The 26,951-nt window shown below is 62.6% G+C and carries 22 protein-coding genes, 1 tRNA gene and 1 other RNA gene; 12 read left to right on the top strand and 12 right to left on the bottom strand.

Features of this window, described 5'->3' with window-relative positions; all coding sequences use genetic code 11:
• The first annotated feature begins 8 nt into the window (after positions 1-8).
• A complete protein-coding gene (locus MHK04_RS02260; RefSeq protein ID WP_239207828.1) occupies positions 9-1,589 on the top strand; it encodes a cation:proton antiporter in 1,581 nt (526 codons plus the stop codon).
• A 10-nt stretch (positions 1,590-1,599) separates the two neighbouring features.
• Positions 1,600-1,935, top strand: coding sequence for a hypothetical protein (locus MHK04_RS02255; RefSeq protein ID WP_200288376.1), 336 nt, complete (start codon positions 1,600-1,602; stop codon positions 1,933-1,935).
• A gap of 90 nt (positions 1,936-2,025) precedes the next feature.
• On the opposite strand, the gene MHK04_RS02250 is transcribed toward MHK04_RS02255, so the two are convergent.
• Positions 2,026-2,114: transfer RNA gene (locus MHK04_RS02250), tRNA-Ser, on the bottom strand.
• Positions 2,115-2,293: 179 nt separating this feature from the next.
• Here MHK04_RS02250 and ffs point away from each other — a divergent pair.
• The 6 genes from ffs to recR all read left to right on the top strand — a co-directional run bounded on the left by ffs (position 2,294) and on the right by recR (position 7,746).
• Positions 2,294-2,392, top strand: an RNA gene (gene ffs / locus MHK04_RS02245) — signal recognition particle sRNA small type.
• 60 nt (positions 2,393-2,452) lie between these two features.
• Positions 2,453-3,724: an aspartate aminotransferase type Ic gene (locus tag MHK04_RS02240; RefSeq protein WP_239207829.1), complete on the top strand. Its 1,272-nt coding sequence runs from the start codon at positions 2,453-2,455 to the stop codon at positions 3,722-3,724.
• Positions 3,687-4,268, top strand: a complete 582-nt coding sequence (locus tag MHK04_RS02235; protein ID WP_239207830.1) for a hypothetical protein — start codon at positions 3,687-3,689, stop codon at positions 4,266-4,268. The genes MHK04_RS02240 and MHK04_RS02235 overlap by 38 nt, the downstream gene beginning before the upstream one ends.
• Before the next feature lie 18 nt (positions 4,269-4,286).
• On the top strand, positions 4,287-6,587 hold the full coding sequence (locus tag MHK04_RS02230) for a DNA polymerase III subunit gamma and tau (protein WP_239207831.1): 2,301 nt from the start codon (positions 4,287-4,289) through the stop codon (positions 6,585-6,587).
• 62 nt (positions 6,588-6,649) lie between these two features.
• Entirely contained in the window at positions 6,650-7,018 is a 369-nt protein-coding gene (locus tag MHK04_RS02225) for a YbaB/EbfC family nucleoid-associated protein (protein ID WP_023020386.1), read from the top strand.
• A gap of 71 nt (positions 7,019-7,089) precedes the next feature.
• Positions 7,090-7,746 (top strand): recombination mediator RecR, encoded by a 657-nt coding sequence (recR, locus tag MHK04_RS02220; protein WP_005323161.1) that lies wholly within the window; start codon positions 7,090-7,092, stop codon positions 7,744-7,746.
• Between the two features lie 48 nt (positions 7,747-7,794).
• On the opposite strand, the gene MHK04_RS02215 is transcribed toward recR, so the two are convergent.
• From MHK04_RS02215 to leuA, 7 genes are all read right to left on the bottom strand, one after another.
• Entirely contained in the window at positions 7,795-8,895 is a 1,101-nt protein-coding gene (locus MHK04_RS02215) for an HNH endonuclease signature motif containing protein (protein WP_239207832.1), read from the bottom strand.
• A 109-nt stretch (positions 8,896-9,004) separates the two neighbouring features.
• Positions 9,005-9,778, bottom strand: a complete 774-nt coding sequence (locus tag MHK04_RS02210; protein ID WP_239207833.1) for a type 1 glutamine amidotransferase — start codon at positions 9,776-9,778, stop codon at positions 9,005-9,007.
• Positions 9,771-11,048 carry a Mur ligase family protein gene (locus tag MHK04_RS02205; RefSeq protein WP_239207834.1) on the bottom strand — a complete coding sequence of 426 codons (1,278 nt, stop codon included), beginning with the start codon at positions 11,046-11,048 and terminating at the stop codon, positions 9,771-9,773. The genes MHK04_RS02210 and MHK04_RS02205 overlap by 8 nt, the downstream gene beginning before the upstream one ends.
• Before the next feature lie 27 nt (positions 11,049-11,075).
• Positions 11,076-12,476, bottom strand: a complete 1,401-nt coding sequence (locus MHK04_RS02200) for an exonuclease domain-containing protein (protein ID WP_239207835.1) — start codon at positions 12,474-12,476, stop codon at positions 11,076-11,078.
• Between the two features lie 51 nt (positions 12,477-12,527).
• Entirely contained in the window at positions 12,528-14,729 is a 2,202-nt protein-coding gene (locus MHK04_RS02195; protein ID WP_239207836.1) for a hypothetical protein, read from the bottom strand.
• Between the two features lie 108 nt (positions 14,730-14,837).
• On the bottom strand, positions 14,838-15,614 hold the full coding sequence (locus MHK04_RS02190) for a hypothetical protein (RefSeq protein WP_239207837.1): 777 nt from the start codon (positions 15,612-15,614) through the stop codon (positions 14,838-14,840).
• 44 nt (positions 15,615-15,658) lie between these two features.
• The gene (leuA, locus tag MHK04_RS02185; protein ID WP_239207838.1) at positions 15,659-17,476 is read right to left on the bottom strand and encodes a 2-isopropylmalate synthase; all 1,818 of its coding nucleotides are present in this window, start codon (positions 17,474-17,476) and stop codon (positions 15,659-15,661) included.
• Positions 17,477-17,695: 219 nt separating this feature from the next.
• On the opposite strand from leuA, the gene MHK04_RS02180 reads away from it, so the two are divergent.
• Positions 17,696-18,823 carry a mannosyltransferase family protein gene (locus MHK04_RS02180; protein ID WP_239204849.1) on the top strand — a complete coding sequence of 376 codons (1,128 nt, stop codon included), beginning with the start codon at positions 17,696-17,698 and terminating at the stop codon, positions 18,821-18,823.
• On the opposite strand, the gene MHK04_RS02175 is transcribed toward MHK04_RS02180, so the two are convergent.
• Positions 18,820-19,698: a DMT family transporter gene (locus MHK04_RS02175; RefSeq protein WP_239207839.1), complete on the bottom strand. Its 879-nt coding sequence runs from the start codon at positions 19,696-19,698 to the stop codon at positions 18,820-18,822. The two genes, MHK04_RS02180 and MHK04_RS02175, sit on opposite strands and share 4 nt — an antisense overlap.
• A gap of 224 nt (positions 19,699-19,922) precedes the next feature.
• Between MHK04_RS02175 and MHK04_RS02170 the strand changes: the two genes are divergently transcribed.
• Positions 19,923-21,188: an aspartate kinase gene (locus MHK04_RS02170; RefSeq protein WP_200288366.1), complete on the top strand. Its 1,266-nt coding sequence runs from the start codon at positions 19,923-19,925 to the stop codon at positions 21,186-21,188.
• A gap of 32 nt (positions 21,189-21,220) precedes the next feature.
• The gene (locus tag MHK04_RS02165) at positions 21,221-22,252 is read left to right on the top strand and encodes an aspartate-semialdehyde dehydrogenase (RefSeq protein ID WP_086588696.1); all 1,032 of its coding nucleotides are present in this window, start codon (positions 21,221-21,223) and stop codon (positions 22,250-22,252) included.
• Positions 22,253-22,360: 108 nt separating this feature from the next.
• Here MHK04_RS02165 and MHK04_RS02160 read toward each other — a convergent pair whose 3' ends face one another.
• A complete protein-coding gene (locus MHK04_RS02160; protein ID WP_200288364.1) occupies positions 22,361-23,767 on the bottom strand; it encodes a YkvI family membrane protein in 1,407 nt (468 codons plus the stop codon).
• 284 nt (positions 23,768-24,051) lie between these two features.
• The gene (locus tag MHK04_RS02155) at positions 24,052-24,594 is read right to left on the bottom strand and encodes an RNA polymerase sigma factor (protein WP_200288363.1); all 543 of its coding nucleotides are present in this window, start codon (positions 24,592-24,594) and stop codon (positions 24,052-24,054) included.
• Positions 24,595-24,699: 105 nt separating this feature from the next.
• Between MHK04_RS02155 and MHK04_RS02150 the strand changes: the two genes are divergently transcribed.
• The gene (locus MHK04_RS02150; protein ID WP_200288362.1) at positions 24,700-26,250 is read left to right on the top strand and encodes a catalase; all 1,551 of its coding nucleotides are present in this window, start codon (positions 24,700-24,702) and stop codon (positions 26,248-26,250) included.
• A gap of 91 nt (positions 26,251-26,341) precedes the next feature.
• Here the strand turns inward: MHK04_RS02150 and MHK04_RS02145 are convergent, their stop codons facing one another.
• On the bottom strand, positions 26,342-26,929 hold the full coding sequence (locus tag MHK04_RS02145; RefSeq protein ID WP_239207840.1) for a hypothetical protein: 588 nt from the start codon (positions 26,927-26,929) through the stop codon (positions 26,342-26,344).
• Positions 26,930-26,951 lie beyond the last annotated feature (22 nt).

Below are 26,951 nucleotides of genomic sequence, written 5' to 3'. Positions count from 1 at the left end.
CTGGGCCCATGGACGTTCTTTTGGTGCTCATTGGGCTCATGCTGCTGACCGTGTTCGTCGTCGCCATTGGCGACAAAATTGGGCTGCCGTGGCCGGCGTTGCTGACGATCATCACCGCCTGCGCCGTCTTCGTGCCGGGGCTACCCAGGTTTGAACCGCCCACCGAGCTCATCCTGCCGATTTTCCTGCCGCCGCTGCTGTGGGCGCTGGCCCGGCGCACCTCGTGGGGCGTTATCCGTGAACAATGGGTGACTATCTTGAGCCTATCCGTGCTTTTGGTGGTCGCCACCACGCTGGCCGTTGGCTTCACGGCCTATGCCTTCCTGCCCGGTATCAGCCTGGCTGCGGCCATCCTCATCGGTGCAGCCATCGCCCCGCCGGACCCCGTCGCCGTTGACGCCGTGGCCGAGCCCGCCGGCATCCCGCGCCGCATCATCACCACCTTGCAGACCGAGGGCTTGTTTAATGACGCCGCTTCTATCGTCGCCTTCAATCTCGCGCTGACGGCCGTGACCCAAGGCGATGAGCTCTCCTTCGGCGGTGGTGTGCTCAACTTCTTCTACTCCGCATTCGTCGCGGGCGGCCTGGGGTGGGTCGTCGGCCGGCTGGTGGCGCTGTTTATTACCCACGTCCATGACGTCACCGCGCGCAACGCGCTGACCTGGGTGACGCCATTTGCCGTCTACCTCATCGCGGAGGAACTCGGTGCCTCCGGCGTTATCGCCGTGGTCATCGCGGCCGTAGAACTTAATTCCCGGGCCGATATCCAGGCCGAGGACCGCCTATCCGGTCAGTCCTTCTGGGAGACCATCGAACTGCTCTTTACTGGCGTGGCCTTCGGACTCATTGGCCTGACGGTCAATACCGCCATCGGCGAAGTGGGCTCGGACCTGTGGCATTCGGTGGTCGTGGGCGTCATCTTGTCCCTCGTGGCCTTTGTTGTCCGTTTGGTGTGGATGTATGCCTATTACCGCATCAACGTCTCCCGCGGCCGCCCACGGGTTGCGCCGCTGCGCCTGCAAGAGGTACTGCTGATGACGTGGTCCGGCATGCGTGGACTTGTCACTTTGGCGCTGGTTTTGTCCATCCCGGCGGGCGTGTTTAGTTTCCACCATGAGCTCGCCGTCATCGCGTTGACGGTCTTGCTGGCCACGATGGTGGTGCCCGGCCTGCTCTTGCCGTGGTTGATGGAGCGACTCGACCTCACGGAAGCCTCCCAGATTGCCAGCGATAAGATGCGCGCTGCCGTGGTTGGCCGTGCGCGTGCGGCCAGCATCGAGGCACTGTCGAACTTCCGGCCGGATGGGCATATCGCGCCCGACGCCGAAAAGGTGGATCCGGAAATTTCCGCCAACGTTATCCAATGGCTGGAAGACCGGATTGGTGATGGCGAGGATGTTTCCGAAGACTCCCGCAAGCAACGCGCCTGGCAGTTCCGCCACGTAGCTCTGGAGGCCCGCCGGACCGCTCTGACGGCGGCACAGGAGGAGCTGCTGCGCATGCGCGGCTATCGCGCCTATAACCCGGCCATCGTGGACGAGGTGCTGGAAGAAATCGACCGCATGGTCCTGGGCACCAAGCGCCACTAGGCTGGGCGGCATGAATGCCTTCGATTATGCGCAGCTTGAGGACGCGCTGGATTACCTCTATGACTTCCTCGACCAGGATCTGGCGGATCGCGTGCGCGCCGAGCGCGAGTTTGTGCCGGCCGGGCTCGAAGGCCTGCTTGCCGACGACTCCCTCGACGACTACGTCTGGCTGTGGATCAAGGACTCGGGCCCGAACGGCTTCCGGCAGTACCTGCGCGACGGAGGCTATCCCGAGGCCGAGGTCGCCCAGGCCTTCCTCTGGGCGCGCACTGAGTGGGGCATGAACACCCCGCCGCATATTGCGTGGCTAAAAGAAGACGGCTACGAACCGTCGGTCATCGATTAGCGGCTAGCGCGGCGTCGGCTAGCGCGGCCAAGCGCAGGTATAACAAAAATCCCGGCTCCGTTGCTATGCAGCAGGAGCCGGGATTTCTTGTGGCGGAGGATGTGGGATTTGAACCCACGAGGGGCGTGAACCCCGCACGCGTTCCAGGCGTGTGACATAGGCCGCTAGTCGAATCCTCCGAGAAGAAACATTAGCAGCCGTGGCAATTATTTTACCAATCGCCAGGTCAGGTCGTGTTTTCGGGGAATTTTAACCGTTGTGTGGTGGCTAGGTATCGAGAGCGGTACCCGCGAGCGGCGGAGGGCTGCGCGGCCGGAGTCCCATTTGGCTAAACCGGCGCTCGGGCGTTAAAGTATGGGGCAGGATTCCGCGTGGCGTCCATCCTCTGAACTCCCCCAGGGCAGGAATGCAGCAAGGGTCAGGAGGCTCTGACGGGTGCGCGGGGTCCCCTTTTTGTATGGCGTGCGTTACTATTGGGGGCTAAAAGTCGCCCTATACATGGAAGGTAGACATACGCATGTCGCTTCTTACTTTGGAATCGTCCGAACTAACTGAGCTCGCCGCTCAGGTCCGTAAGGACTACGAGGACCTTAAAGCTAAGGGCCTGAAACTGGATTTGACCCGCGGCAAGCCAGCGAAGGCGCAGCTAGACCTCTCCAACGATCTCCTCGCCCTGCCAGGCCAGGGCCATTACACCGACGCGGCCGGAAACGACCTGCGTAACTACGGCAACCAAAAGGGCATCAAGGAACTGCGCGACATCTGGGGCAAGCTGACCAACATGGACCCCGAGCTGCTCGTGGCCGCAGATTCTTCCTCCCTGAACATCATGTTTGACCTGATTTCGTGGGCGTTCCTCTTCGGCACCAATGATTCCGCGCAGCCGTGGAGCAAGGAAGAAAAACTCAAGTGGATCTGCCCAGTGCCGGGCTATGACCGCCACTTTGCCATCACGGAGCAATTTGGCTTCGAGCTGGTGACGGTGCCGATGGAAGAAGACGGGCCGGATGTAGAGGCCGTCGAAAAGCTGGTGGCGGACCCGACAGTCAAGGGCATGTGGGTGGTGCCGATGTTCGCCAACCCCACCGGCGCCGTGATTTCTGAGGACAAGGCCCGCCGCCTCGCCCGCATGCAGGCCGGCGCACCGGATTTCCGCATCGTGTGGGATAACGCCTACGCCGTGCATACCTTGACGGAAGAATTCCCGGAAATCCTGCCGATTCTGGATATCGCCGCGGAAGAAGGCAACCCGAACCGCTTCTGGGCCATGTCTTCCACCTCGAAGATCACCTTCGCGGGCGCGGGAGTGGGTTTCTTCGGCACCTCGGAGGATAACCTCGAGTGGTACCTAGAGCATGCCGGCATTCGCGGCATCGGCCCGAATAAGATCAACCAGCTCGCGCACCACGAGTTCTTCGGCTCCGCAGAAGGGGTGCGCGCGGTAATGCGCCGCCACGCCGCGCTGATTAAGCCGAAGTTCGATGCGGTGCTGCGCATCCTGGAAAAGCGCCTGGGCGAGTACGAGGTGGCGCAGTGGACCAACCCGAAGGGTGGCTACTTCATCTCCCTCGACGTTGTCGACGGCACCGCCAACCGCGTCTGGGAGCTTGCGCGCGACGCCGGCATCCTGCTTACCCAGGCGGGCTCGGCCTTCCCTTATGGCCAGGACGACAATGACCGCAATATCCGCCTCGCCCCAACCCTGCCGCCGCAGGAAGAGGTTGAGGCCGCGATGGACGGCGTCGCTACCTGTGTGCTGCTTGCCGCCGTGGAGAAGCTGGGGGCCTAAAATCAACGCCGACGAGTCTGCCCTGTGGCTGAGCGAGATTATCCCGGCGCCGCTGGAGTTCCGCTACGTCGATGAGCGCCGGCTAGGCCTCGCCGCGCTTGCCGACGCCCAATCGCTCGCCCTCACCACCACCTTCAATAACACCGACACCGGCCTGCAGAGCCAGGACGACGGCACCGATGTGCGCTGCGAGCTGTTGACGGTGGCGCGTACCGGGCAGCCCGAGGTGGCTGCCGCCGTAAACGCCGCGGCCGATACTTTCGAGAAGGCCGACGGTCTGCTTCCGGCGCAGCCGGGCGTGATGCTGCCGTCCATCCTCGACGCGCCGGGAATTACCGTGCACCACGGACTCTTCATCGCGCCGTACCTGTGGGGCGGGCAGACCCCGCAGTTTCGCGAAGAGGGCCGCCTGACCCTCATCCTGCAGCTGGTCATGCTGACAGATTCGGAATATGCGTTTGGGGTAGAAGAGGGCGTCGGCAAGCTGCAGGGGGCAGTGGCCGAGCAGGGCATTGACCTGCTGGACTGGTCGCGCGAGGGTTAGCCGGTAAACTGGCTAACCGTGGCTTTATACCGGAAATACCGTCCAGCAACGTTTGCGGAGGTCGTGGGCCAAGAGCAGGTCACCACGCCGCTATCCGCCGCCCTCGATGCAGGGCGCATCAACCACGCCTATCTCTTTTCCGGCCCGCGCGGCTGCGGCAAGACCTCCTCGGCGCGAATTATGGCCCGTTCGCTCAACTGCGAGCACGGGCCGACCTCGACGCCGTGTGGCAAGTGCGATTCCTGCGTCTCCCTGGCCCCCGGCGGCCCCGGAAACCTGGACGTGACGGAGCTTGACGCCGCCTCGCACAACGGTGTGGAGGACATGCGCGAGCTGCGCGACCGCGCCTACTACGCACCGGCCGAATCGCGCTACCGCATCTTCATCATTGACGAGGCGCATATGATTTCGCCCTCCGGCGCTAACGCGCTGCTCAAGGTAGTGGAGGAGCCGCCGGAGCACGTCATTTTCATCTTCGCGACCACGGAGCCGGAGAAAATTATCGGCACCATTCGCTCGCGTACCCACCACTATCCCTTCCGCCTGCTGACCCCGCCGGCCATGAAGGGCTTGCTGCAGCGCACCGTCGAGGCCGAGGGCGTGCATGTCGAGGACGCCGTATACCCCATGGTCATTGAGGCGGGCGGTGGTTCCCCGCGCGATACTTTGTCCTTGCTGGACCAGCTGCTGGCCGGCGCCGGGCCCGATGGCCTGACCTATGACCTCGCCCGGCCGCTTCTGGGTGTCACCGATGTTTCGCTGCTTGACGACGCCATCGACACCCTCGCCAACCAAAACAAACCCGGCCTCTTCGCGATGGTGGACCATGTCATCGAGGCCGGCCACGACCCGCGTCGCTTTGCCATCGATTTGCTCGACCGCCTGCGCGATCTGATGATCCTGCAGGCCGTGCCCGGCGCTATCGAGGCCGGCCTTGTCTCCGCACCCACTGACCGCGCTTCTGTGCTTACCGCCCAGGCGCAGCGTTTTTCCGGCCCGCAGCTGACCTACTTGGCATCCACGGTCAACGACCGCATAAGCGATCTCACCGGCGCGACGTCGCCGCGCCTGCTGCTGGAAATCATGTGCGCGCACCTGCTTATCGGGTCCACCGGCCCCGCGGCCACCGGCGCCACCGTCCCCGCGGCCGCGCCCGGAGCGCCCGTGCCTGCCGGCCCTGCGACCCCGGGTGGTGCCGCCGCGGCAACCTCAGCTGTCGCAGGTGCCCAAGACCCCCAGTCCGCTGCGGCCGCCATTATCGCGCGCCGTCGCGCCAAGTCCCAGGAGCAGCACTCCGCTGGCTCTGATGGCTCTGAGCCCGCCGCCCAGCCGCAGCCTCAGACCCAGACACCGGCTAATACTGCGCAATCGTCCGCCGAGCAGCAAAACCCGCAGCAACAACAGCGGCCGCAGGTAGAGCCGCAGCCGCAGTCGGCGCCGGAGCCGGAGCCGCAAGAGTCCCAGGATCCGTGGCAGCGCGAACGGCGCATACCGCAGTCGGCGCCAGCCCAGAAGGAGCGGCAGGAGCAGCGCGAGCCATTGGAGAAACCCGTACCGGCCCGCGCGGAGGAATCCGCCCAGGAAGCAACGGCGCGATCTGGGGGCCAGCCTGCTGCGGAGACGGCATCGGAAATGGTGTCGGAATCGGCGCAACCGCAGGCAACGCAAGAGCCGGACGGCGACTTCGCGGAAGCCGTGAGGGAGAAATGGGTGGCGTTGAGGGGGAGCGTCGGAAAGCGGAATAAGGTAGCGGAAATTATGCTTGCCGAAGCCCGTGTGCTTGGCTTCCGCGATGGCACGCTGACGCTGGGACACACCACCGGTGCCCTGGCCGAGCGAATCAATGCCCCCGCCAATAACGCCGTTATCGTGGAGGTGCTCAAGGAGGAGTTCCAGCGCGATGTGGCCGTGACCTGCGTGGTAGGCACTGACCCGAAGACCGCCGGTTTCAATGCCCCACGTCCGGCGCAGCGCAAGGAGGCGTGGACACCGAATCAGCCCGCGCGCGAGCCTGCCGACGACCAGGAGGCGGAGAGTAAGCAGGAAAACACGCCGGGCTGGCGCTCGCGCATCGCACGGGCGACGCAGGCCGCCAAGCAGCGCGATGAATCGCAGTTCAGCAACGGCGTGCCGCTGCCGCCCGAACCCGAGCCGGAGACCTATGAGGCACCGCCCGAGGAACCGCCGGCCTATACCCGCGATGACGAAGAACGCGACATGATGGAGGCCGCGCAGTCCACCGGCGAGATGGATCATCGCAGCGCTACCGAGGTAGCGATGGAATTGCTGGAGCGGGAACTAGGCGCGCGGCGTGCCTAAGCGGCGAGCACGGTACACTCGGGCGGTAGCGAAATTTAAAGTTGATTTAGAAAGGAAACACCATGGCTGACCAAGACCCAATGCAGCAGGCAAATGACATGAACGACCTCATCGCGCAGGCCGCGCAGGTGCAGGCGGATCTGCAGAAGGCGCAGGAAGAAATCCTCGCTACCAACGTCGAGGGCCAGGCAGGCAATGGCCTGGTCAAGGTGACCATGACTGGCGGCGCCGAGCTCGTGGACTTGCAGATTGATAAGTCCATCGTGGATCCAGAGGACGTCGATACGCTGCAGGACCTGGTTATGGGTGCGTTCAAGGAGGCCCACGCTGCGGCCGGACGCCTGGCACAGGAAAAGATTGGCCCGCTGTCCCAGGGCATGGGTGGTCAGGGCGGCCCGTCTTTTGAGGATGTCTTCGGCGGCAACCAGTAGCCCGCGCGATACGATATAAGGCCGTTGCCCCGGGGTGGGGCGGCGGCTTTTGCCGATTTTGGGAGTAATTGATGTTTGAAGGACCTCTGCAAGACCTCATCGACGAGTTTTCGCGCCTGCCGGGAATCGGCCCGAAGTCGGCGCAGCGCATCGCGTTTCACGTTTTGCACATGGAACCCGAGGACATCGAGCGGCTGCAAAACGCGCTGGGCGCGGTGCGCGACGGCGTGACCTTCTGCCGCATTTGCTGCAATATTTCGCGTGAGGATGTCTGCCGCATCTGCATTAACTCGCAGCGCGACGCCTCTACTATCTGCGTGGTCGAGGAACCCAAGGATATCCAGGTCATTGAGCGCACGGGCGAGTATGAGGGCCGCTATCACGTCTTGGGCGGCGCGCTGGATCCGCTGGCGAATGTGGGTCCGCGTGATTTGAATATCTCCACACTGCTGCAGCGCCTAGGCGGTGTGTTGCCGGACCGCGAGCTTGCAGACTCTACCCCCGAAGCCCCGCTTTACGACGCCACCCCCACCATCCACGAAGTCATTCTCGCCACCGACCCCAATACGGAGGGCGAGGCGACCGCCGCATACCTGGTGCGCTTGCTGCGCGACTTCCCTGATCTGAAGATCACCAGGTTGGCCTCCGGCATGCCGCTCGGAGGCGATTTGGAGTTTGTGGACGAGCTCACCTTGTCTCGCGCGCTTTCCGGCCGCCTGACCATATAGCACGTTGAGCGCCCCGGCCAGTACTGGGCGAATGCGGAGCTACAGCGGCTAGGGCACGGCGGCCGTAGGCCCGGTTCGCGCTCGGCCGGTGAATACCGGCGGGCCGTGCGCGTCGTTTGTCATAGTGCTGCGTCTGCTGCTGCGACCGCTGCGCCTGTTGTCGGGTTCGTTGCTGTGCCCTATGTGTGTATGCCTGTCCTGGCTAGCGGGCGGGAGCCAGGCGATCCGGCCCCGAATGCGCGCCATCCGGCCGCGGCCCGGCAGCCCGTTGATGGAGTTGTGATACGGGCACAATAGCGTCATGTTCTCAGGATGGGTGTGGCCGCCGCGGGAGTATTCCAGGAGGTGGTGGGCTTGCCATTCGGAGGCGGGGCGTCGGCAAGCGGGCCAGGCGCAGCGGGCGCCTTCGGCCTGGAGCATGCGGCGTTGCTTGGCGGAGGCCTGCCGGGTGCGGTAGAGGTTGACCGGGCCGCGCTCGGGATGGATGAGCGTGAAGAGTCCCGCGCCGGCTAGGGTGCGGCGGACTAATTCGGCGCCGGTGATGGTGACGCCGTTGGTCATAGCGAGGCGGATATCATCGCCGTTTCCAGCGAGGATTTTCAGATAATCCGGCAGCTCGATGATGACATTGGTAGTCACGGTAGCGGGCGCGGCGGCGCGGGAGCCGTTAAGCCAGGCTAGCGGGTCGGATTTAGCGGCGGCCCAGATATCGGCCATTTGTGCGGCGGGGCCGGTGAAACTCAGGGTGGTTTTCTCCCCGTGCATTATCCGGCGTCCGCCGTCTTCGCGCTCGGGCGGAGGGTTGAGTTCGCGCAGCAGACGGGTAGCCGCGCGCGAGACGTGCGCGGTGGTGCCGGCGGTGGCGCAGAGCTGCTCGCGGAATTGCCAGCGCTTGGTGGGGTCGCTAATGCTGCGCGAGCGACGGGCGATAAGCGCGAGGGTCTCTAGGCAGTGGTGATTGCGGCGCGCGGCGGCCAGTGCGCGGGCTTGGTAGCGCGAATGGCTGGTGGGCGAGAGAAAGGCCGCGGCGGTCCGGCGCAGGGTGCGCGCTTGGTCCGCGGGCAGGGGCAGGCTGGAGGCGGCGTGGACCTCTTCGAGAAGATCCACGCCGCGCTTAGTGATGTCGCCCAGCTGCTCCAATAACGTCATGCCCCGCAGCCTATTGGCGTGGGATGCGCGGCTACAAGGGGCAGCGGCCGGGCCTGTGGATAACTCGGGGTTTCAGGGCCGTCGGGCGCAGTTATCCACAGTTATGGGCCTATCTTTGGGAGCGCGGGGGCTCGGAGGCGTTGAAACGTTCGACGCGCAGGCGGTCAACGGCCGGAATTTCAAGCGGCTCAAGATCCGCGAGGGTCACGCCCATCGCTTGGGCGAGGAGGAGATCGGCCAGCTGCGGGTTTCGGGCCAGCGCCGGGCCGTGCATATAGGTGGCGATGACGCTGCCTTGGACGGCGCCTTCGTAGGTGCGCTGGGTGGAGCCATCGGCAAGGTCGGCGGTGGCGGCCTGGTCTGCATTGCCATTGCCACGGGTGAGCGTGCCGAGGGGCTGCGCGGAGGGGCCAAGGATGGTAGCGCCCAAGTGGTTTTCAAAGCCCGTGAGCGGCTCTGTGAGGTCCGCGGTAACGCCAGCGCGGGTGGGTTCGGAAGCCACCTCGCCGATGGCACGGTCCTGCATGCCGGCCGTGGTGGCATCGAGCAGGCCGACGCCGTCGATGATGCGACCGGAGGCGCGGAAGGACTCACCCAGGACCTGCAGGCCAGCACAAATGGCAAAGACCGGGCGGCCGGCGTTGGCGGCGCGGCTCAGGCCACCATCGGAAATCAGGTGGTCCGCGGCCAGAATCTGCGCGGTATCTTCGCCGCCGCCGAGGGTGTAGATATCCAGCATCTCGGGCACGGGCTCGCCCAAGCGGATCGGGTGAATCTCCGCTTCGAAGCCGCGCATGCGGGCGCGCTGGCGCAGGACGAGGGCGTTGCCGTCGTCGCCGTAGGTACCGAGGACGTCGGGAAGCACTAGGCCGATATTAAGCATTGGTGGCCTCCTTGGAAAGCGCCTTCTTCAAATCGCGGAAGGCGGTGTAGTTGGCGAGGACCTCGATGCGACCCTCCGGGCAGGCGGCGAGCGCATCGAGCGGATCCGGGATGAGCTCGTGGGAGATATCGGCGTAGACCAGGCGCACCGCCAGGTCGGTGCCGCGCTCGCCGGCGGCCTTCACGCTGAGGCCATTGAAGCCTTCGAATTTCACGTCCCACAGCCAGGACATGTCAATGCCATCGGCCACCTGGCCGTTGGTGGCGATGATCAAGCCATCGGCGCTGCGGTCCACCATGGACAGCGCTTCTTGCCAGCCGGCCGGGTTCTTGGCCAGCAGCAAGCGAATCTCGCGGCCGCGCCAGTGAATGGTGGAGTAGCGACCGGCCACATCATCGATGCTTTCGGCGGCCGCAATGGCTTTGTCGAGGTCCACGCCGAAGCCTGCGACGGCGGCAGCGATGGCTTGGGCCGCGTTGCCCCGGTTAGCACGGCCAGGCAGCGCCAGGTTCAGGGGGCGTTTAGCGGTGGGGGTGATAATGCCATGCTTATCGACGCCCCACGTTGGCTGCGGCCGGCGGAATTCGCGGCCGTCGGCAAGCGGCTTGACGGCGTACCAGTCATCCTCGGTGCGCACGACGTGCCCGCCGGTGCGCGGGCAGGTAACGGAATCGCCGAGCCAGCCGGCGCCGGCCGAAACCCAGATGACATTCTTGGCGTCATAGGCCACGGAGGTCATCAGAACGTCATCGCAGTTGGCGATGACGAGCATGTCCGGGTGGGCTTCCACAGCGCCGCGCAGAGCCCGCTCGATCTTATTAATCTCGCCCACGCGGTCGAGCTGGTCGCGGGTGAGGTTGAGCAGAACTAGCGCCTGCGGGTTCAGGTTATCGGCTACGTGGGGCACGTGGAGCTCGTCCACCTCGAGTACCAGGTGGGAGGCGTCCTTGCCGGCCATGAGTGCGGAGATGATGCCGGCATCCATGTTGTCACCGCCGTCGTTGGTGGCTACGGTGTGCTCGGCGCGGACTGCAGCGGCTAGCATGCGGGTGGTGGTGGACTTGCCGTTGGTGCCGGTCACTAGCACGGCCGGGCGCCCACCGCCCAGGTTGGTCATGATGGAAGGGTCAATGGCATTGGCGATTAGACCACCGATCATTCCGCCGGCGCCACGGCCGGTGGCGCGGGAAGCGGTGGTGGCCAGCTTCGCGGCGGTAGTGGCGGTGGTGGTGCGCAACTTCCTCAGCGCACCCGGGACTCTAAAACTCATGTCCCCTAGGGTAGTCGCGCGGGCGGCTTAGTCGTTCTTTTTCCCCGCCGAGCCGCCAGAATTTCGTCGGCCCCTGCCGCGACCACCGCGGCCGCCCCGGCGACGGCGGCGCTTTTGGTTCTTAGCGCCGCCTTTTTTGTTGTTGTGGGATGAGCGTTGGGGCCGGGGCGTGGGTTTGCCGGATTCGGGTTCCGGCACGGCGTCTTCGATGCGGGTGAGGGCGTCAAGAAACGCGGTATCGGACATCAGCGGAATGCCCTTGCGGTGGGCGTGCATGGGTTTTCCCACCAGGTCAGTGGTCACGTTGCACACGACCAGCGAGGATTCGCGGGTGAGCTTTTCGGAATAATTGAGCTCCTCACGCATGAGCGCGGCGATGATGGTGTCCGGGTCCTCGAGGATTTCCGGAGCGACCACGATTTCCATGCCGCGGCGCAGTTCCTTGCCCGGCTCGTATTTGCCGGGGTTGTGGTGTTGGGCGGGGGCTTCGGCAGCGTCGACTCGCACGTGGGAGCGTTGCAGGCCGAAGCGGTCGGCGCGCACGTCCTCGGGCGCATAGCTGCGCACCGTGCCACCTCGTTGCTTGCGGTAGAGCGCGATGAGCAGTTCGGTTTGTTCGCGCGAAGTCTCGGGTTCGGGCCGCTTGGCGCGCTCCACCGAGGCCTGTGGCGAAGCGTCCAAGCCGCTCTGCTTAGCGACACCCCCTAAGCGCACATCATTCGACCGCACCTGCTGCGCATAGGAGGTGCCCAAAGTATCGATGATGCGGACGGGGGTGGGTACGTGTCCGACCTTCTGGCGGCGCCGGCGGCCCTTGTTGCGGCCGCGGTTGCGCGCGCGATTTTGGCGGGCGGCGGCCATCATGGCACGGCGGGCCTCGGCGACGAGAAAACCCCAGGTATAGGGGAGGTCGTGGACGATGAGTGTGCGGCCGTCAATAAGCTTGTCCAGCGATTTGAGGATCTTGCCAAAAGCTGGCGCCTGCTCAATATCGGTGGTGCTCAGCCCGTGGAGGTGGCGCGGCCCGGCATCGATATCGGGCTTGAGGACGGCGTGGAATTGCTGGCCCTGCTCGCTGGCGTCGTTGAACGTAATGGCGTCGATAGTAACGATGCGCCCGGTGCTGGGATGGATGCCGGTGGTCTGGATGGTCAGCGCCACATAGGGAAAGTCCGCTTCCTCATTGGACGAGTCGGCCTGCTGCGGCTGTTGCTGAGCCGGTGGGTGCGGTTTCGGTTTCGGCTTGGGTTTCGGGGCGTCTGGCTCCCCGGAGACACGGACCGCACGGCGGGGCTTAGTGCGGCGCTGTTCCATGCCTGGTTTGGGCGCTGTGGACCTGGCCGCGTGACGCGAAGCTACCGTCGCGGGCGACGGCGCTGGGGCCGACGCCGACGGGTGCTGCGGGGAGGGGCCAGGTGTGTTGTTCATTAAACTCAGTGTAGTATCCCGCATTTCATGCAGGGGGACAGGGCGCGCCGCTTAATCTTCTACAACGACGACAATGACCTTCGGCGGGGTTGTTTGTTCCTCAGGTTCTTCAGGGTGCCTCGGTGTCTCTGGCTGCTGCGGTTCAGCCGGCTCTTTCGGCTCTTCCGGCTCTTTCGGCTCTGTCGGTTCTTCTGGTTCGAGCGGTACGAGGGGGTCATCCGAGCCGTCCGGCGCGCCACGGTCTGCCGTGGGCAGTTCCGGTTCGACCTCTGGTTCTGGCTCCGGGGTGGGCACGATTTCCGAGCCAGGGATGGTCGTCGTTGGGACAGTAGTTTCCGGCTCTGGCGTTGGCTCGAGTTCGGAACCTGGGATAGTGGTGCTTGGCACGGTGGTATCCGGTGCCGGCTCAGCCTGGGGCTCCGAGGTCAATAACGAAGATGTCGTTGTAGGCGCAGTCGGCTCCGCAGGCGTTGGCTCTGAGGACTCTGGTGCGGGCAGTGGCGTCTGCTTATCCGTCGAGGTGGTGGCGCCGTCTTCAGTTGTGGTCGTTTCAGCCGAAGTCTTTTCCGAAGTAGGCGTATTTGAAGTAGGTAGGTCGGACGGCTCGGCAGGTGCGGTAGCCTCCGTCGACGTCGTGGCCTTCGATGGTGACGTCGAAGTTGCAGAATCCGTAGATGCCGTGGTTTGCGCGGGCTCCGTGGTCTGCGTTGTCTGGGAAGGCTCGGCCGATGACGAAGACGTGGAGGTTGCAGTCGGTTCCTTCGCCGCTAGCTGCGGTGCCGGCTCAGAGCTGGAAGATGGCGCCGCGGCCGGAGTCGAAGCCGGGGTCGATTCGACGCTTTTAGCCGCAGCGGCGGCGGCAGCGGCTGCGGCGGAGGTGGCGCGGGAAATTGCCTGGGAATCCTGGCGGTGGTGCTCGCCATGGTCCTCACCACGGTGCTTGCCGTGGTGGCCGGCGGCAGGGGTCGTGGCACGGTCAGTCTGAGGGGTGTGCGTCGGCCGCGCCTGCTTAGACGGTTGGGGCGCGGGGGCGTGGCGGTGCTGCGGTGGTGTCTCAGAGGGGGCGTCGGCAAGCGGGTGCTGGGTCGGGGAATCCGCGCGGGATGGCGCGGCGACACCGCTGGTGGGGCCAGCATCGTGGATGCGGGGCGTGGCGGGGTGCGCGGGGCGCTTGGGACCAATGCCATCGAAATGGGAAGAATCGTCGGTGGAATGATTGCTTTTCGGAGCAGGCGCGGTGGAATGCGAGTGGGTGTCCGAAAGAGCTTCGTCCTCACTAAGCATGTGGGTAGCCACGGTGGTGCCGCCACCAACTAGCACGGCGACACCGGCTGCGGCCAGCAGATTCGAGGTCACGGCCCCAGAAACGCCGGCGGCATTGGCGGCAGAGGTGATGGCAAAACCACTTGTGGAGGAGGTGCCAGCGGCAGAGATTCCGGCAGTGGGGCCGCTGGGAACGCTGGTTGCGGCCTGTGCGCGGGCTGCGGTGGCCGCGGACATGACGGCGGCGCCACCGGCGACAACGCCCAGAACTAGGCCGGCGTGGTGCCTATTGGCAGCGTTGTGCGCGTAGATGGTCAGCGCGGGGCGGTCATCGGCGTCGTAGTGGAAGTAGCCGTGGGCAATGGCGAGGCGGCCGGATTTGGTGCAGTCGAGCACGGCGGGGGCAATCTCGCGGGCGGCATCGCGCGGGAGGGAGCCTAAGAAGATGCTATTGACATAGACATCAACGGTATTTCGCCGCAGGAAACCACGGGTGCGCAAGGAGACGAGGTAGTGCTCGTCGGTGTGCGGAAAGCCAGTGACGTCTTTGGAAAACTCCGTCAATGTGGCGGCAGCCTCGCCCGGCAGCATGGTCCAGCGCTGCGCCGGCGGGTTATTGGCGGGGATGCACAGGTGCGGTGCCGGCAGGAGCAGGTTGAGCGTGGGCCACTCTTCGCCGGAGGCATCTGTCATGCTCACGTGGGCGGTGGCGCGTGGGCGTAGGCCGGCGCTGAGAACCCAGTCAAAGAGTGCGTAGGCCTGGGAATCGGCGGCGCTGAGACGGCCAAGGAGAGAATCGCCGATCCACACCGCGAAGCCGTCCTGGGCGGTGCGGGGGCCGAGCTCCGCAGAGAGGTAACCGCCTTCTGCGGCGGTGGACTCGAGCAGTTCGCTGAAAACTTCTGGCGAAACATCCTCGATGGGCAGATTATGGATCACGCCAAAACCGTGGTCAGGGACCACGTAGGTGGCGGAATCCAGCGAAGTCATTGGGGCCTTTCGATAGGGGGTAATAGTAACACTGTATTTTAGGCACTGCCGTGGGCCATTTCCAATTTCCCCGGCCGGTGAACAAGGGTGTTATCCTGCCCGAAAGTTTTACAGAATAAAAATGAGCACGGCGATGAGCGCTGCACTCACTAGTAGGGCCACGACGGCGGGACACCACCGGCGGCGGGGTGTGGGGTCATCGGTGCTTATGGCGCGGAAGCTCGTGGTTTCGAAGGTTTCGGTGGCGGCGGGGGAGGTAGGGGCGGCGTCGGCAAGCGAGGCTTCCTTCGAATCCGGCAGCGGCGCCCCCGCGTAGATGCTGAGCACACGGCCGGTGTTGCGCGGCGCATGGTAGGCATGGGCCAGGGTTATGCCCTGCTTGGCGACGTCCACCCCTTCCAACCGCCCCACAAACTGCGGGCCCAAATAAGCATCGGTGCCGGAACCGGTGGTGCTGGGCGAGAGCGTAACCAATACGTGCATGCGGGCGTGGGCGGGAATGTCCAGATCCGCGGGAAGATCGGCGATGTCGATGGGTGGGGCATAGCCCAGCATTGTCCACGGGCCCGCTGGCGGATTATTCGCCGGCAGGCAAAGGCCCGGCCGGGGCAGCAGCAGCGAGAGAGAGCCATCGGGCTGCGGCGCGGCGGTGGCTGCAGGGGTCAGCCCGGCGCGAAGTAGTAGATCTATTTCGGGATACTCCGCGTGGTCGGCGCTGGTGATGTGCCCGATGGTGGAGTCGGTACGCACCTCCAACCCGCCGTCCGGGCGGGGTGCCAAGGTGACGGTGAACTCTCGGTTTTCCTTCGTCTGCGCATCATAGATGGGCAGGGCCTGCACGGCGCCCAAGCCACGGTGCGGTATGAGGTAGGTAGAAGAAGGCATACCCACCCTTCTACCACGCCGGGCCGCGGCGCCGGCGAGCAGGCCTAGGCCAGGGCGCGGTTGACGGCGGAGTTAATCGCGTTGATGGAAGCCCGCGTGGTGGACCCGGCGATGCCCGCTCCCCAGACCTTGTTCTGGTTGACGTCGGCGGCGATATAACAGGCGGCCTCGGCGTCGTCGCCGGCGGAACGGGACTGCTGGGAGTATTCCATGACCTCGAAGTCGATGCCCAGGGATTCCAGGGCGTTGGCATAAGCCGCAATGGGTCCGTTACCGCTGCCTGAGACGGTGGACTTTTCCCCGTGGAAAGCCACGGTGGCGGTCACCGATGCATCCCCATCTTCTGTTGGGGCATTGTCCATATGGAAAGACTCCAGGGTCAGCGGATCCTCGCGGTCCAGGAACTCGGTGGCAAAGATATCCCACATGTTTTTGGAATTGACCTCGCCGCCTTCGGAGTCGGTGATTTCCTGGACCACGCTGGAAAATTCCGCTTGCATGGCGCGAGGCATATTGATGCCGTGATCGGTCTTCATGATGTAGGCAACGCCGCCCTTGCCAGACTGGGAGTTGACGCGGATGACCGCCTGGTAGTCGCGGCCCACGTCCTTTGGATCGATGGGCAGGTAAGGAACCTCCCAGATGGCCTCGCGCATTTCTTCCCACGAGACCTCGGTATTATTCGCGCCGGGGCGGATGGTGGCTGCCAGCGCGTCCAAGCCCTTATTAATTGCGTCCTGGTGGGAACCGGAGAACGCAGTAAAGACCAATTCGCCGCCATAGGGGTGGCGCTCCGGCACGCGCAGCTGGTTGCAGTATTCAACGGTTTCGCGAATCTGCGGCAGATCGGAAAAATCAATCTGCGGGTCCACACCCTGGGTGAGCATATTCAGGCCCAAAGTGACGAGATCTACGTTGCCGGTGCGCTCGCCGTTGCCAAAAAGGCAGCCTTCGATGCGGTCCGCGCCCGCCATAAAGCCAAGTTCGGCGGCGGCGATTCCCTCGCCGCGGTCATTATGCGGGTGCAGTGAGAGCACGACGTCCTCGCGGCGGGCAAGATTGCGGTGCATCCATTCGATGGAATCGGCGTAGATATTGGGCGAAATCATCTCCACGGTGGATGGCAGGTTGATGATCATTGGATTCTCTGGGGACGGATCCATGATGTCTACCACCTCATCGCAGACCTCGCGGGCGAAGTCCAGCTCGGTACCGGTGAAGGATTCGGGGGAGTATTCCCAGCGCCAAGTGGTATCTGGGTAGTCGGCGGCGATGGACTTAATGAGTGTGGCAGCATCGGTGGCCAGCTTCTTAATGGCAGGTTTGTCTTTGCGGAAGACTACGCGGCGCTGCAGCTTCGAGGTGGAGTTATAAAAGTGCACGATGACGTTCTTGGCGCCCTCGCAAGCTTCAAAGGTGCGGCGGATCAGGTGATCGCGGGCCTGTACCAGGACCTGAATGGTGACGTCATCGGGAATTTTATTGCCCTCGATGATTTCGCGGACAAAGTTGAAATCGGTTTGGGAGGCAGAGGGGAAGCCCACCTCGATTTCTTTGTAGCCCATCTTGACCAGCAGGTCGAACATGCGGTGCTTGCGCTCTGGGCTCATGGGATCAATCAGCGCTTGATTGCCATCGCGCAGATCCACCGCACACCACTGGGGAGCGTGGGTGATTTTCTGGCTGGGCCATGTGCGGTCCGGCAGGTCGATGTCTTCTACCTCGACGGCGAAGGGTTGATAGCGTTCGTGGGGCATGGCGGAGCCGCGCTGCTTATTCCACGCGGGTTGTCCTTCGCGGCGTGGGCCGGTGGGGGTGGTGATGTCGCGCGGGGCGCTGATAAAAGAGTCGGTGGGGGACATGGGGTGCGGTTTCCTTTTCTGGTGTCTATGGGGAAAGACGGCCAGCTGGGCTTGGGTAGCCGGACTCCGCGACGGGGCGCTGGCCAGTGCTTAGGCCGAAATCCCGCCGCGGCAGATAAGGAGTAGGTCATTCCGCTGTGTCATATCGGTCACACTACAGGCTTTCTCACTGTGCGGCAAGAGATTTCATTCAATGAGACGCGGTGGTGGTGGGGTACCATGCCTTTCGTGTCTAATCCCCGCCATGCCAAGCCCCAAACATCATCCATATTGCGTTCCTTGTGGGCGCCTGCCGCACTCGTTGCACTCATTGGAGCCGCATTGCGCGTAGGCGTACTCGCAGCGGTGGCCGCCGCGCAGGACGATAAGCTGTGGGGGCTGCTCAATAAGTGGGACGCTAAGCACTACGTAGAAATCGCCCGCGGCGGGTACTTTGGTGCGGATATTTCTACGGATGGGCCGGTCCATGAGACGACCATGGCCTTCTTCCCGGGATTCCCCTTCCTCGTGCGTGGGTTAAGCAGCATCTTTGGTACCGACGAAGCGGGCACGGCCATTGCGCTCAATGTGCTCTTTAGCATCGCGCTGGCTGCCGGTGTGATGGCCTTGGCTGCGCGCATGGGCATGGGGAAGTGGGCCCAGGTGCTCAGTGCTGTGATGGTGACCTGTGCGCCGATGTCCATCGTGTTTTCCATGCCGTATACCGAGGCACTTTTTGGGGCCCTGGCCATATGGGCGGTGGTGGCGCTCGTAGATGAGCGATGGTGGGCTGCCGCGGCACTAATTTTTGTAGCCGGACTCGTGCGTCTTACCGCGGTGGATCTCGTTGCGGTCTTTGCATTCATGGTGCTGCTGCGGGCGCGAAAGAACTGGCGGGCCTGGGCCGCGGTGGTGTTTTCGGTCGTGCCGCTGGTGGGGTATTTGTGGTGGTCGAGCAGCCATCTCAAAGAAGTTGGCGGTTATTTTGGGATCCAGAAAGAACATTGGAACTCCAGCTTTGATGGCGGCAAAGCCACGGTTATCTGGCTTTGGGAGACGCTTAGCGGGGCTACTAACGGTGGATATCTGCTCAGCGCCGGCGTGATGATCGCTGCCCCGGTTTTCCTTGTGTTGGCATGGCGCCGCCTGCCGTTAGCGGCCTGGCTATTCTCTGCGGTGCTGATGGCGAACGTGCTGCTTTCTGATGGCATTATGCACTCGCGGCCCCGGCTGCTCCTGCCGGCGGTGATTGTGTTGTTGCCGTGGGTGAAAAAGGGGACGTCGGCAAGCGTGGCGGTTGGCGCCTGGGCCCTGTTCGGGGCGTGGTTTTCGGCCTATATGCTCGGCGTATTTGAGTGGGCCATTTAGCCGCGCTGGCTTACCGGGCTGCGGGAGAGCACGATGGTGGAGAGCACCATAACGGTAAGGGCGATGAGCATAATTGCCCAACCGACGGCCGTATCGATGAGGAATTTCTCTCCCAGCACCATGTAGCCCAAGCCGAAGGCCACGATGGGTTCAAAGATGGTCATGGCCGGCAGGGAATGGGCTAGGGGGCCGGCATTAAAGGAATATTGCTGGACCACGGTGCCGGTGAGCGCGAGACCGATGAGGCCGTAGAACTGCCAGCTTGCCAGTAGCGTGGCAAGGCCTTCGTGGGTGAAAATGTCCACCACGGCCTTTGATAGCAGGGCGACGAAGCCGTAGATGACGCCGCAGGCCGTGCCCAAGGCTAAAGGCCGCTGCTCTGGCAGCTTCGTGGCTGCCGCGCCCAAGATTGCGAGGGTGACCAACCCCACGAGGAGCGCCGGCCACCAATCGCTCCATTCCGGGCGGGGGTTTCCTGCGACCGGACGGCCGTAGACGACCATGATGCCCACCGCGATGGTCAATGCAATAGACCAAAAGACCTCGTGGAAAGGCATTTTGCGGCCGGAATACCACGCCGAAAGCGGCAGGGTAAACATTAAGGACAGCACCAAGATGGGCTGGACCACCAGCAAGGTACCAAAACCGAGGGCGATGACCTGCAGGCCATAGGCGCCAATGGCGGCCGCGGTGCCCACCCACCACAAGGGGTTGGACATGGCGGCGCGCATGACCGAATCATCGGCGTCGAGGGCAATGCGGTGGCGGATGACCGTGCCCCAAGCAACCGTCAGCGCGGATGCGAGCGCGAAAAAGATGGCGAGGAGGTTGCTTAACACCCGCTCAACGGTAGTAAAAAATCCTGCTATATGCATATTCTTCCCTGCATGGCGCGCGTTTTTCTGCGCTGAGGAAGCGAGCGTGTGGTGCGCTTAACATTGGGGGCGTGTGAATAAAAATTAAGCATTGTCTAGGAATTATGATGAGGGCAAAGACCCTGCGGGGTAACATGGGTCTTTGACTAATGAACGACAGGTATTTCCGGGCGTGTACACACACGCCAGGGATGCCTTGAACGACGAAAGGCGGCATCCTTACCGTGGCCCTGATCGTGCAAAAGTATGGCGGCTCATCCCTCGAATCCGCAGACCGCATCCGCGCCGTTGCGGAGCGCATCGTGGCCACCAAGAAGCAGGGCAACGACGTTGTCGTGGTGTGTTCCGCCATGGGCGATACCACCGATGAGCTGCTCGACCTTGCCGCCCAGGTCAATCCTGTCCCGCCGCAGCGAGAGATGGATATGTTGCTCACCGCCGGCGAGCGAATCTCTAATGCTCTGGTGGCCATGGCAGTGGAATCGCTTGGTGCCCACGCCCAGTCCTTTACCGGCTCCCAAGCCGGAGTGCTCACCACCGAGCGCCACGGCAATGCCCGCATCGTGGACGTCACCCCGGGCCGCCTGACCGAGGCTTTGGACGAAGGCAAGATTTGTATCGTCGCCGGCTTCCAGGGCGTTAATAAGGAATCGCGCGATGTCACCACCTTGGGTCGCGGTGGCTCCGACACCACCGCGGTGGCACTTGCTGCCGCGCTAAACGCGGACGTGTGTGAGATTTACTCCGATGTTGATGGCGTCTACACCGCAGACCCGCGCATCGTCCCAGACGCGCAGAAGCTAGACAAGCTCTCCTTTGAGGAGATGTTGGAGATGGCCGCGGTAGGTTCCAAGATTTTGGTCCTGCGCAGCGTGGAGTACGCCCGCGCATTCAATGTACCCTTGCGAGTTCGCTCGTCTTATTCAAATGACCCCGGCACCCTAGTTACCGGATCGATGGAGGATATCCCCGTGGAAGAAGCAGTACTAACTGGTGTAGCAACCGATAAGTCCGAGGCAAAGGTCACCGTCCTGGGCATCCCGGATCGCCCGGGGGAGGCTGCGAAGGTCTTTCGCGTCATTGCCGATGCAGAGATCAATATCGATATGGTCTTGCAAAATGTCTCCTCCCTGGAGGACGGCACCACCGATATCACCTTCACCTGCCCGCGTGCCGACGGCCCGCGTGCCATGGAGCTGCTGAGCAAGCTGAAATCTGAAGGAGGCTGGGCCAATGTGCTGTATGACGACCAAGTGGGGAAAGTCTCCCTCGTCGGCGCCGGCATGAAATCCCACCCGGGCGTTACCGCAGAGTTCACCGAGGCCCTGCGCGACGTCAACGTCAATATGGAGCTCATCTCCACTTCTGAAATCCGCATCTCCGTGCTCACCCGCGAGGCTGACCTGGAAAAGGCCGCTCGTGCGCTGCACGAGAAATTCCAGCTTGGTGGCGAAGAAGAAGCCACGGTTTATGCTGGAACCGGACGTTAAACACCCACAGCAACTACAGAGGATTTATAGTCATGACCACTGTTGCAGTAGTAGGCGCTACCGGCCAGGTCGGCCGCGTTATGCGCTCCATCTTGGAAGAACGCAATTTCCCGGCCGATAAGGTGCGCTTTTTCGCCTCTTCCCGCTCCGCCGGCACCGAGCTGGAATTCCGCGGCGAGCAGATTACCGTTGAGGACCTCGCCGAGGTTACCGAGCAATCCGTCGCCGACGTTGATATCGCCTTGTTCTCTGCCGGTGGTTCTACCTCCAAGCAATGGGCTCCAGTGTTCGCCGCGGCCGGTGCGACCGTGGTGGATAACTCTTCGGCCTACCGCAAGGATCCAGAGGTTCCCCTCATCGTCTCCGAGGTCAACCCACAGGAAGCCAAGAACACCCCTAAGGGCATCATCGCGAACCCGAATTGCACCACCATGGCCGCTATGCCGGTGCTGAAGGTCTTGCACGATGCCGCGGGCCTGAACAAGTTGCATGTGTCCTCTTACCAGGCGGTCTCCGGCTCCGGCCTGGCCGGCGTGCAGGCGCTGGCCGCGCAGGTCTATTCGGTTGGCGAGCACAATGTGGGTTTGGTCCACGATGGCTCTGCACTCAATGACGAGGACTTTGGCCCTTATGTGGCGCCCATTGCCTATAACGCGCTGCCGATGGCCGGCAACCTCGTGGATGATGGCTCCCTAGAGACCGATGAGGAGCAAAAGCTGCGCAACGAATCCCGCAAGATCCTAGACATTCCGGAGCTGAAGGTTGCAGGTACCTGCGTGCGCATCCCGGTCTTTACCGGCCACACCCTGACCATCCACGCCGAGTTCGACAAGGCAATCACCCCCGAGCAGGCCACCGAGCTTTTGAGCGGTGCCCCGGGCGTTAAGCTTGCCGACGTCCCCACCCCGCTCGCTGCCACCGGCATCGACGAATCCTTGGTAGGCCGCATCCGTCAGGACCAGACGGTGGACGATAACAAGGGCCTCGTGCTCGTTGTCGCCGGCGATAATCTGCGCAAGGGGGCCGCGCTCAACACCATCCAGATCGCGGAGCTACTCGTTTAAGCAGGTTCCGCTTCGTCGCAGGTTACACAAAAAGCTCGGCGCCCTCCTTCCTCGTTACGGGATAAGGAGGGCGCCGAGCTTTTATCTTGATTGACGTGGGCGAGAAGGCTAGTCCTCAGAGACTGGCTTGGCGGTGCCCGTAGCCTTGCCGCTATCAGCGGCAGCATCCTTCTTGCCAAAGTCAAGGTCGCTATCGGAGGACGGAACCTCCGGCTTGGTGTGCTGCACGTAGGTCACGGATGGCTCCGGATCTTCACGGTCGTAGTCAAGGTCGTCATCGTTTTCGAGCTCTTCGTGGATCTCTTCTGCGATATTGGTGACGAACTCGGTGGTTTCCATATTGGAAGCCGCAGCCAGCTTGCGCAGCTCGCGCTCATTTTTCTTGGTGAAGCGCTTGCGTGGATCCAAGCGGCGGGAAACCAGCTCGTGTGCGCGCATGCGGCGGTCGGACTCATCCGAGAGCTTGCTGCCGTTCTTGATGCGGTTGAAGACCATCACCACGATCATCAACAGACCCAGGTAACCCAGAATTGGGTAAACATTGCTGACCAGCGTCTGGAAGCCCACGAAGGACAGGACGAAGCCGATGATGCAGCAAACAGCGTAGACAGGGTAGAAGCGCTTGGGATTATTGCGGGTCAAGCGCTTGCCCAAGGCGTAGAACATACCGATAGCCGTATTGAAGACCATGCCGTAGATGATGAAGGTCATGAACACGCCGAATACCGGGTGGATGCTCGTGATGAGGGCCAGCACCGGCATATCCTCGCCGTTGACGGTCTCGGCCTCGAAGAAGAGGGCGAAGACCAGCAGGGCTAAAAGGATCAGGTAGAGCAGGCCACCAATGAGGCCGCCGATGCCGACTGCGCGGTTATCCAGGAAGTTACCGCCAATGACGATGGACATGGACACAGCCGTCATAACGTTCAGGCCGGTGTAGTTCAACGCAGACAGCCACCAGTTAGGTAGCGAGGTATCGACGTTAGCTACTGCCCAGTCATTGAGGGAAGAAAAATCAACATCTGCGTTGAGAATGGTGTAGCCGGTGGCAATCACCACGAAGATAATGATGAACGGGGTGATGGTACCGATGACCGCGGTCACGCGGTCAACATCCATCAGGCCGACGAGCAGTACCAGAATCAGCATCGCGGTGGCGCCCACCCATACCGGAACGGAGGGGAACTGCTGATTGATATTAGAGCCGCCGCCAGCAAACATGACGAAGCCGATGGAAAACAGAGTAACTAGTGTTGACCAGTCCAAAATCTTGGCGGTAAACGGCGATGCGACCTTGTCGTAGACAGCGGTATGCTCCTCTGCCTGGAAATACGAGCCGAGCTGCAGGATGGACACGCCGGTGATCATCATCAGGCCAGCGGCTAGGGCGATGCCCCACAGACCCCACTCGCCAAAGGCTACGAAGAACTGCATGGCCTCCTGGCCGGAGGCAAAGCCTGCGCCCACGACGACGCCGATAAACGCCATGGAAATTCCGATTGCGCGTTTTAACATGAAAGGGAGAAACTCTCTTACTCACACGCGCCGGGCCCGGCATTGGGATCGCGCGGGCCCGGATCGACGGTCGATTTATCACGTGTGTACAGATCTAATAAACCACACATTGGACAAATACTTCGGGCAAGAATCGCCCTAATTGTGGCCTCCTTCACCCAGCGTCTGGTGCTCAATCTGCAGCTAAATGCCAAAAACTGGGGCTCTTGGGGTGCAAGGTAACCAGAACGTAACAATTTGCAGGTGAAATTATCTCGCCGCCTCAAGGGGCCGGTATGGGGGTATTAACCTGTCCCTGCGATCAGATCCTTGCGGGCGCGCGCGACGCGGGAGCGGATAGTACCTACCCGCACGCCAGCAATCTTGGCCGCCTCCTCGTACGTGTAGCCCAGCACCTGGGTGAGAATGAGGGCTTCGCGGCGGTCGGCCGGGAGGGCGTCGATAAGCGCGCGGGCATCTATCCATTCACTCCATGCCGTGGACTCTTCTGGTGCCGCACCCATGGCGTCTTCGTATTCGGTGGCAGATTTGCGCGGCCGGGCCATATCGTGGCGAATATTATCCACCCACACCCGCCGGGCTAAAGACAGCAACCACGTGCGTGCCGAGGACCGGGCCGCAAAGCGTGGCAGGGCGCTGATCACGCGCAGATAGGTCTCTTGGGTGAGATCGTCGGCGCCTTCCGGCCCGCCTAAATGCGCTAGCAAACGCCACACATCATCCTGGGTAGCCCTAATAAACTCCGTCAGCGCCGCACGGTCACCGCGACCGGCCCGAAGGGCAAGGTCGGTGACGCGGGCGTCATCTGCTGCGGAGTGGTGAGTCACCTGAATGAATCTACCAGTAGCCCCTACACTCCTTTTAGACCCCTGACAACCGGTGATTCTTTTGCCACACTGGTGGTACATATCCACTGATTGCCAGGAGGCAAAATGACTGATTTCACCGCTGATGACATCCTGAACAAGGGCCAGCGCCCCGCTGGCAAGGGCAATACCACCCGCCCGTCTGGCCAACCAGTTCCTTCCGAGAACACCTCGGTGACTGCTGGCCAGCAGGGACCAGTGGTGCTCAATGACATCCACCTCATTGAAAAGCTTGCCCACTTCAACCGCGAGCGCGTGCCGGAGCGCACCCCGCACGCTAAGGGCCACGGCGCCTTCGGTGAGCTGCACATTACGGAAGATGTATCCGCCTATACCAAGGCCAAGGTCTTCCAGAAGGGCACCGTCACCCCGATGATGGGCCGCTTTTCCACCGTCGCCGGTGAGCAGGGATCCCCGGATACCTGGCGCGATGTACACGGCTTTGCGCTGCGTTTTTATACCGAGGAAGGCAACCTGGACATCGTGGGCAATAACACCCCAGTCTTCTTCGTTCGCGATGGCCAGAAGTTCCCTGACTTCATCCACTCCCAGAAGCGTCTGGGCACCAATGGTTTGCGCGATGCGGATATGCAGTGGGATTTCTGGACCCGCAACCCGGAGTCTGCCCACCAGGTCACCTACCTTATGGGTGACCGCGGCACGCCGAAGTCGACCCGCCACCAAAATGGTTACGGCTCCCACACCTTCCAGTGGGTCAACGAAGAAGGCGAGGCTTTCTGGGTGAAGTACCACTTTAAGACCCGCCAGGGCGTAGAGAACTTCACCGACGAGGAGGCCACCACGACCGCCGGCCAGAACCCGGATTGCCACCGCGAGGACCTCTACAACGCCATCGAGGAGGGCAATTACCCAGTCTGGGACGTCAAGGTACAGATCATGCCGCTGGATGAGGCGGAGAACTATCGCTTTAATCCTTTCGACCTAACCAAGGTCTGGTCCAAGAAGGATTACCCGCTGCACGATGTGGGCTACTTCGTGCTCAACCGCAACCCACGCAATTTCTTTGCGCAGATTGAGCAGGTGGCGCTCGATCCATCCAATATCGTGCCGGGTGTTGGCCTCTCCCCAGATAAGATGCTGCAGGCACGCGTTTTCGCCTACGCTGACCAGCAGCGCTACCGCATTGGCCCGAACTACCAGCAGTTGCCGGTCAACCAGCCACAGAATGTGGATGAGGTCAATACTTATCAGCACGAGGGCAGCATGCAGTTCCTTTTCAATGCCCCGGAGGATCCGGTGTACTCGCCGAACCGCTATGAAAAGGGTACTGGCGTGCTTGACGACGCCGCTGTGAATGACCGCTCCCAGCTCGAGACCACCACCGCGGCGGAGCTTTATATCAATCCGGAGTCCTACGGCGGCGATCTGGTGCGTGCACCGTACGTTCGCCACTCCGAAGATGATGATTTCGTGCAGGCGCGCGACTTGTACGAAAACGTCTATGATGACGCCGCCAAGGAGCGCTTGGTTACCAATATCACCAATGCTATGGCAGGTGTATCTGAGGAAACCGAGGAGCGCGTTTACGACTACTGGACTAAGGTGCACCCAGCCCTTGGCCAGCGCGTGCGTGAGGTCTACGCCGAGAAGAAGTAATCCTTCCGCGGCAGTCCCTCCGCACTAAAAACTCCGCCCCCGTATCGCGCAGTTATAAAGCGCGGTACGGGGGCGAAGTTATGCTGTGCGGCTAGTCGCAGCGGCGCATATTTTCGGTAAGGAAAGCGGGCGCCCCCTCGGCGGCCCACTTGTCTACGTCGTAGCACGGGGCGGTCATGCCGGAGGTGGCTTCGCCAATGGGCTCAATGGCTACCCACTGGCCATTGTCGTAGCGCGCCCAAGCCGTCCAGTCCGTGCTGTCCTTGCCGAAGTGCGCCCATTGGCCATCGCAGTCACTGACTCGGATATTTGTCATGCTGGGGGCCGTGGGTTGTAGCGCTTCTGGGGAGCAATCGCCCTGGCCTGTATCGGCGGGCGCGGCGGCCTGGTCTTCGCTCTCTTTATCGCCTGCTTCTGCGGGGGATGTGGAGGGAGCTGCTTCTACGGAAGTAGGTTCAGCCTCGGCGGTGGTCTCTGCGGCTGCCGACGTGGTGGCCTCACTCGTGGCTTCTTCGGAGGAGGTCTCCTCGGCGGAGGAGCTAAGAGCAGTGGCATCGGAAAACTCGGGTTCTGCGGACGTATCGGCGTCGTTGGAGCAGGCAACAAGGCCAAAGCACAGCGGCACGAAGGCCGCGGTGGCAAGGTAACGGGAAGGAGCTAGGGAATAAATGTGGGGCATGCCATATATTCTAGAGTAATCG

The organism is Corynebacterium nasorum, assembly GCF_022345765.1.
Lineage (GTDB): Bacteria > Actinomycetota > Actinomycetes > Mycobacteriales > Mycobacteriaceae > Corynebacterium > Corynebacterium kefirresidentii.
The sequence above is the reverse complement of the archived record's forward strand: the minus strand, read 5'-3'. Positions and strand labels throughout refer to the sequence as shown.

What these genes read in the sequence shown, in the direction of transcription:
- MHK04_RS02175 (WP_239207839.1), bottom strand. Translation starts at nt 19,698, where the DNA reads ATGCATATAGCAGGATTTTTTACTACCGTTGAGCGGGTGTTAAGCAAC.
- MHK04_RS02145 (WP_239207840.1), bottom strand. Translation starts at nt 26,929, where the DNA reads ATGCCCCACATTTATTCCCTAGCTCCTTCCCGTTACCTTGCCACCGCG.
- MHK04_RS02210 (WP_239207833.1), bottom strand. Translation starts at nt 9,778, where the DNA reads ATGCTTAATATCGGCCTAGTGCTTCCCGACGTCCTCGGTACCTACGGC.
- MHK04_RS02200 (WP_239207835.1), bottom strand. Translation starts at nt 12,476, where the DNA reads ATGAACAACACACCTGGCCCCTCCCCGCAGCACCCGTCGGCGTCGGCC.
- MHK04_RS02150 (WP_200288362.1), top strand. Translation starts at nt 24,700, where the DNA reads ATGACTGATTTCACCGCTGATGACATCCTGAACAAGGGCCAGCGCCCC.
- MHK04_RS02160 (WP_200288364.1), bottom strand. Translation starts at nt 23,767, where the DNA reads ATGTTAAAACGCGCAATCGGAATTTCCATGGCGTTTATCGGCGTCGTC.
- MHK04_RS02255 (WP_200288376.1), top strand. Translation starts at nt 1,600, where the DNA reads ATGAATGCCTTCGATTATGCGCAGCTTGAGGACGCGCTGGATTACCTC.
- MHK04_RS02225 (WP_023020386.1), top strand. Translation starts at nt 6,650, where the DNA reads ATGGCTGACCAAGACCCAATGCAGCAGGCAAATGACATGAACGACCTC.
- MHK04_RS02165 (WP_086588696.1), top strand. Translation starts at nt 21,221, where the DNA reads ATGACCACTGTTGCAGTAGTAGGCGCTACCGGCCAGGTCGGCCGCGTT.
- MHK04_RS02195 (WP_239207836.1), bottom strand. Translation starts at nt 14,729, where the DNA reads ATGACTTCGCTGGATTCCGCCACCTACGTGGTCCCTGACCACGGTTTT.
- leuA (WP_239207838.1), bottom strand. Translation starts at nt 17,476, where the DNA reads ATGTCCCCCACCGACTCTTTTATCAGCGCCCCGCGCGACATCACCACC.
- MHK04_RS02215 (WP_239207832.1), bottom strand. Translation starts at nt 8,895, where the DNA reads ATGACGTTATTGGAGCAGCTGGGCGACATCACTAAGCGCGGCGTGGAT.
- MHK04_RS02260 (WP_239207828.1), top strand. Translation starts at nt 9, where the DNA reads ATGGACGTTCTTTTGGTGCTCATTGGGCTCATGCTGCTGACCGTGTTC.
- recR (WP_005323161.1), top strand. Translation starts at nt 7,090, where the DNA reads ATGTTTGAAGGACCTCTGCAAGACCTCATCGACGAGTTTTCGCGCCTG.
- MHK04_RS02240 (WP_239207829.1), top strand. Translation starts at nt 2,453, where the DNA reads ATGTCGCTTCTTACTTTGGAATCGTCCGAACTAACTGAGCTCGCCGCT.
- MHK04_RS02190 (WP_239207837.1), bottom strand. Translation starts at nt 15,614, where the DNA reads ATGCCTTCTTCTACCTACCTCATACCGCACCGTGGCTTGGGCGCCGTG.
- MHK04_RS02180 (WP_239204849.1), top strand. Translation starts at nt 17,696, where the DNA reads ATGCCTTTCGTGTCTAATCCCCGCCATGCCAAGCCCCAAACATCATCC.
- MHK04_RS02205 (WP_239207834.1), bottom strand. Translation starts at nt 11,048, where the DNA reads ATGAGTTTTAGAGTCCCGGGTGCGCTGAGGAAGTTGCGCACCACCACC.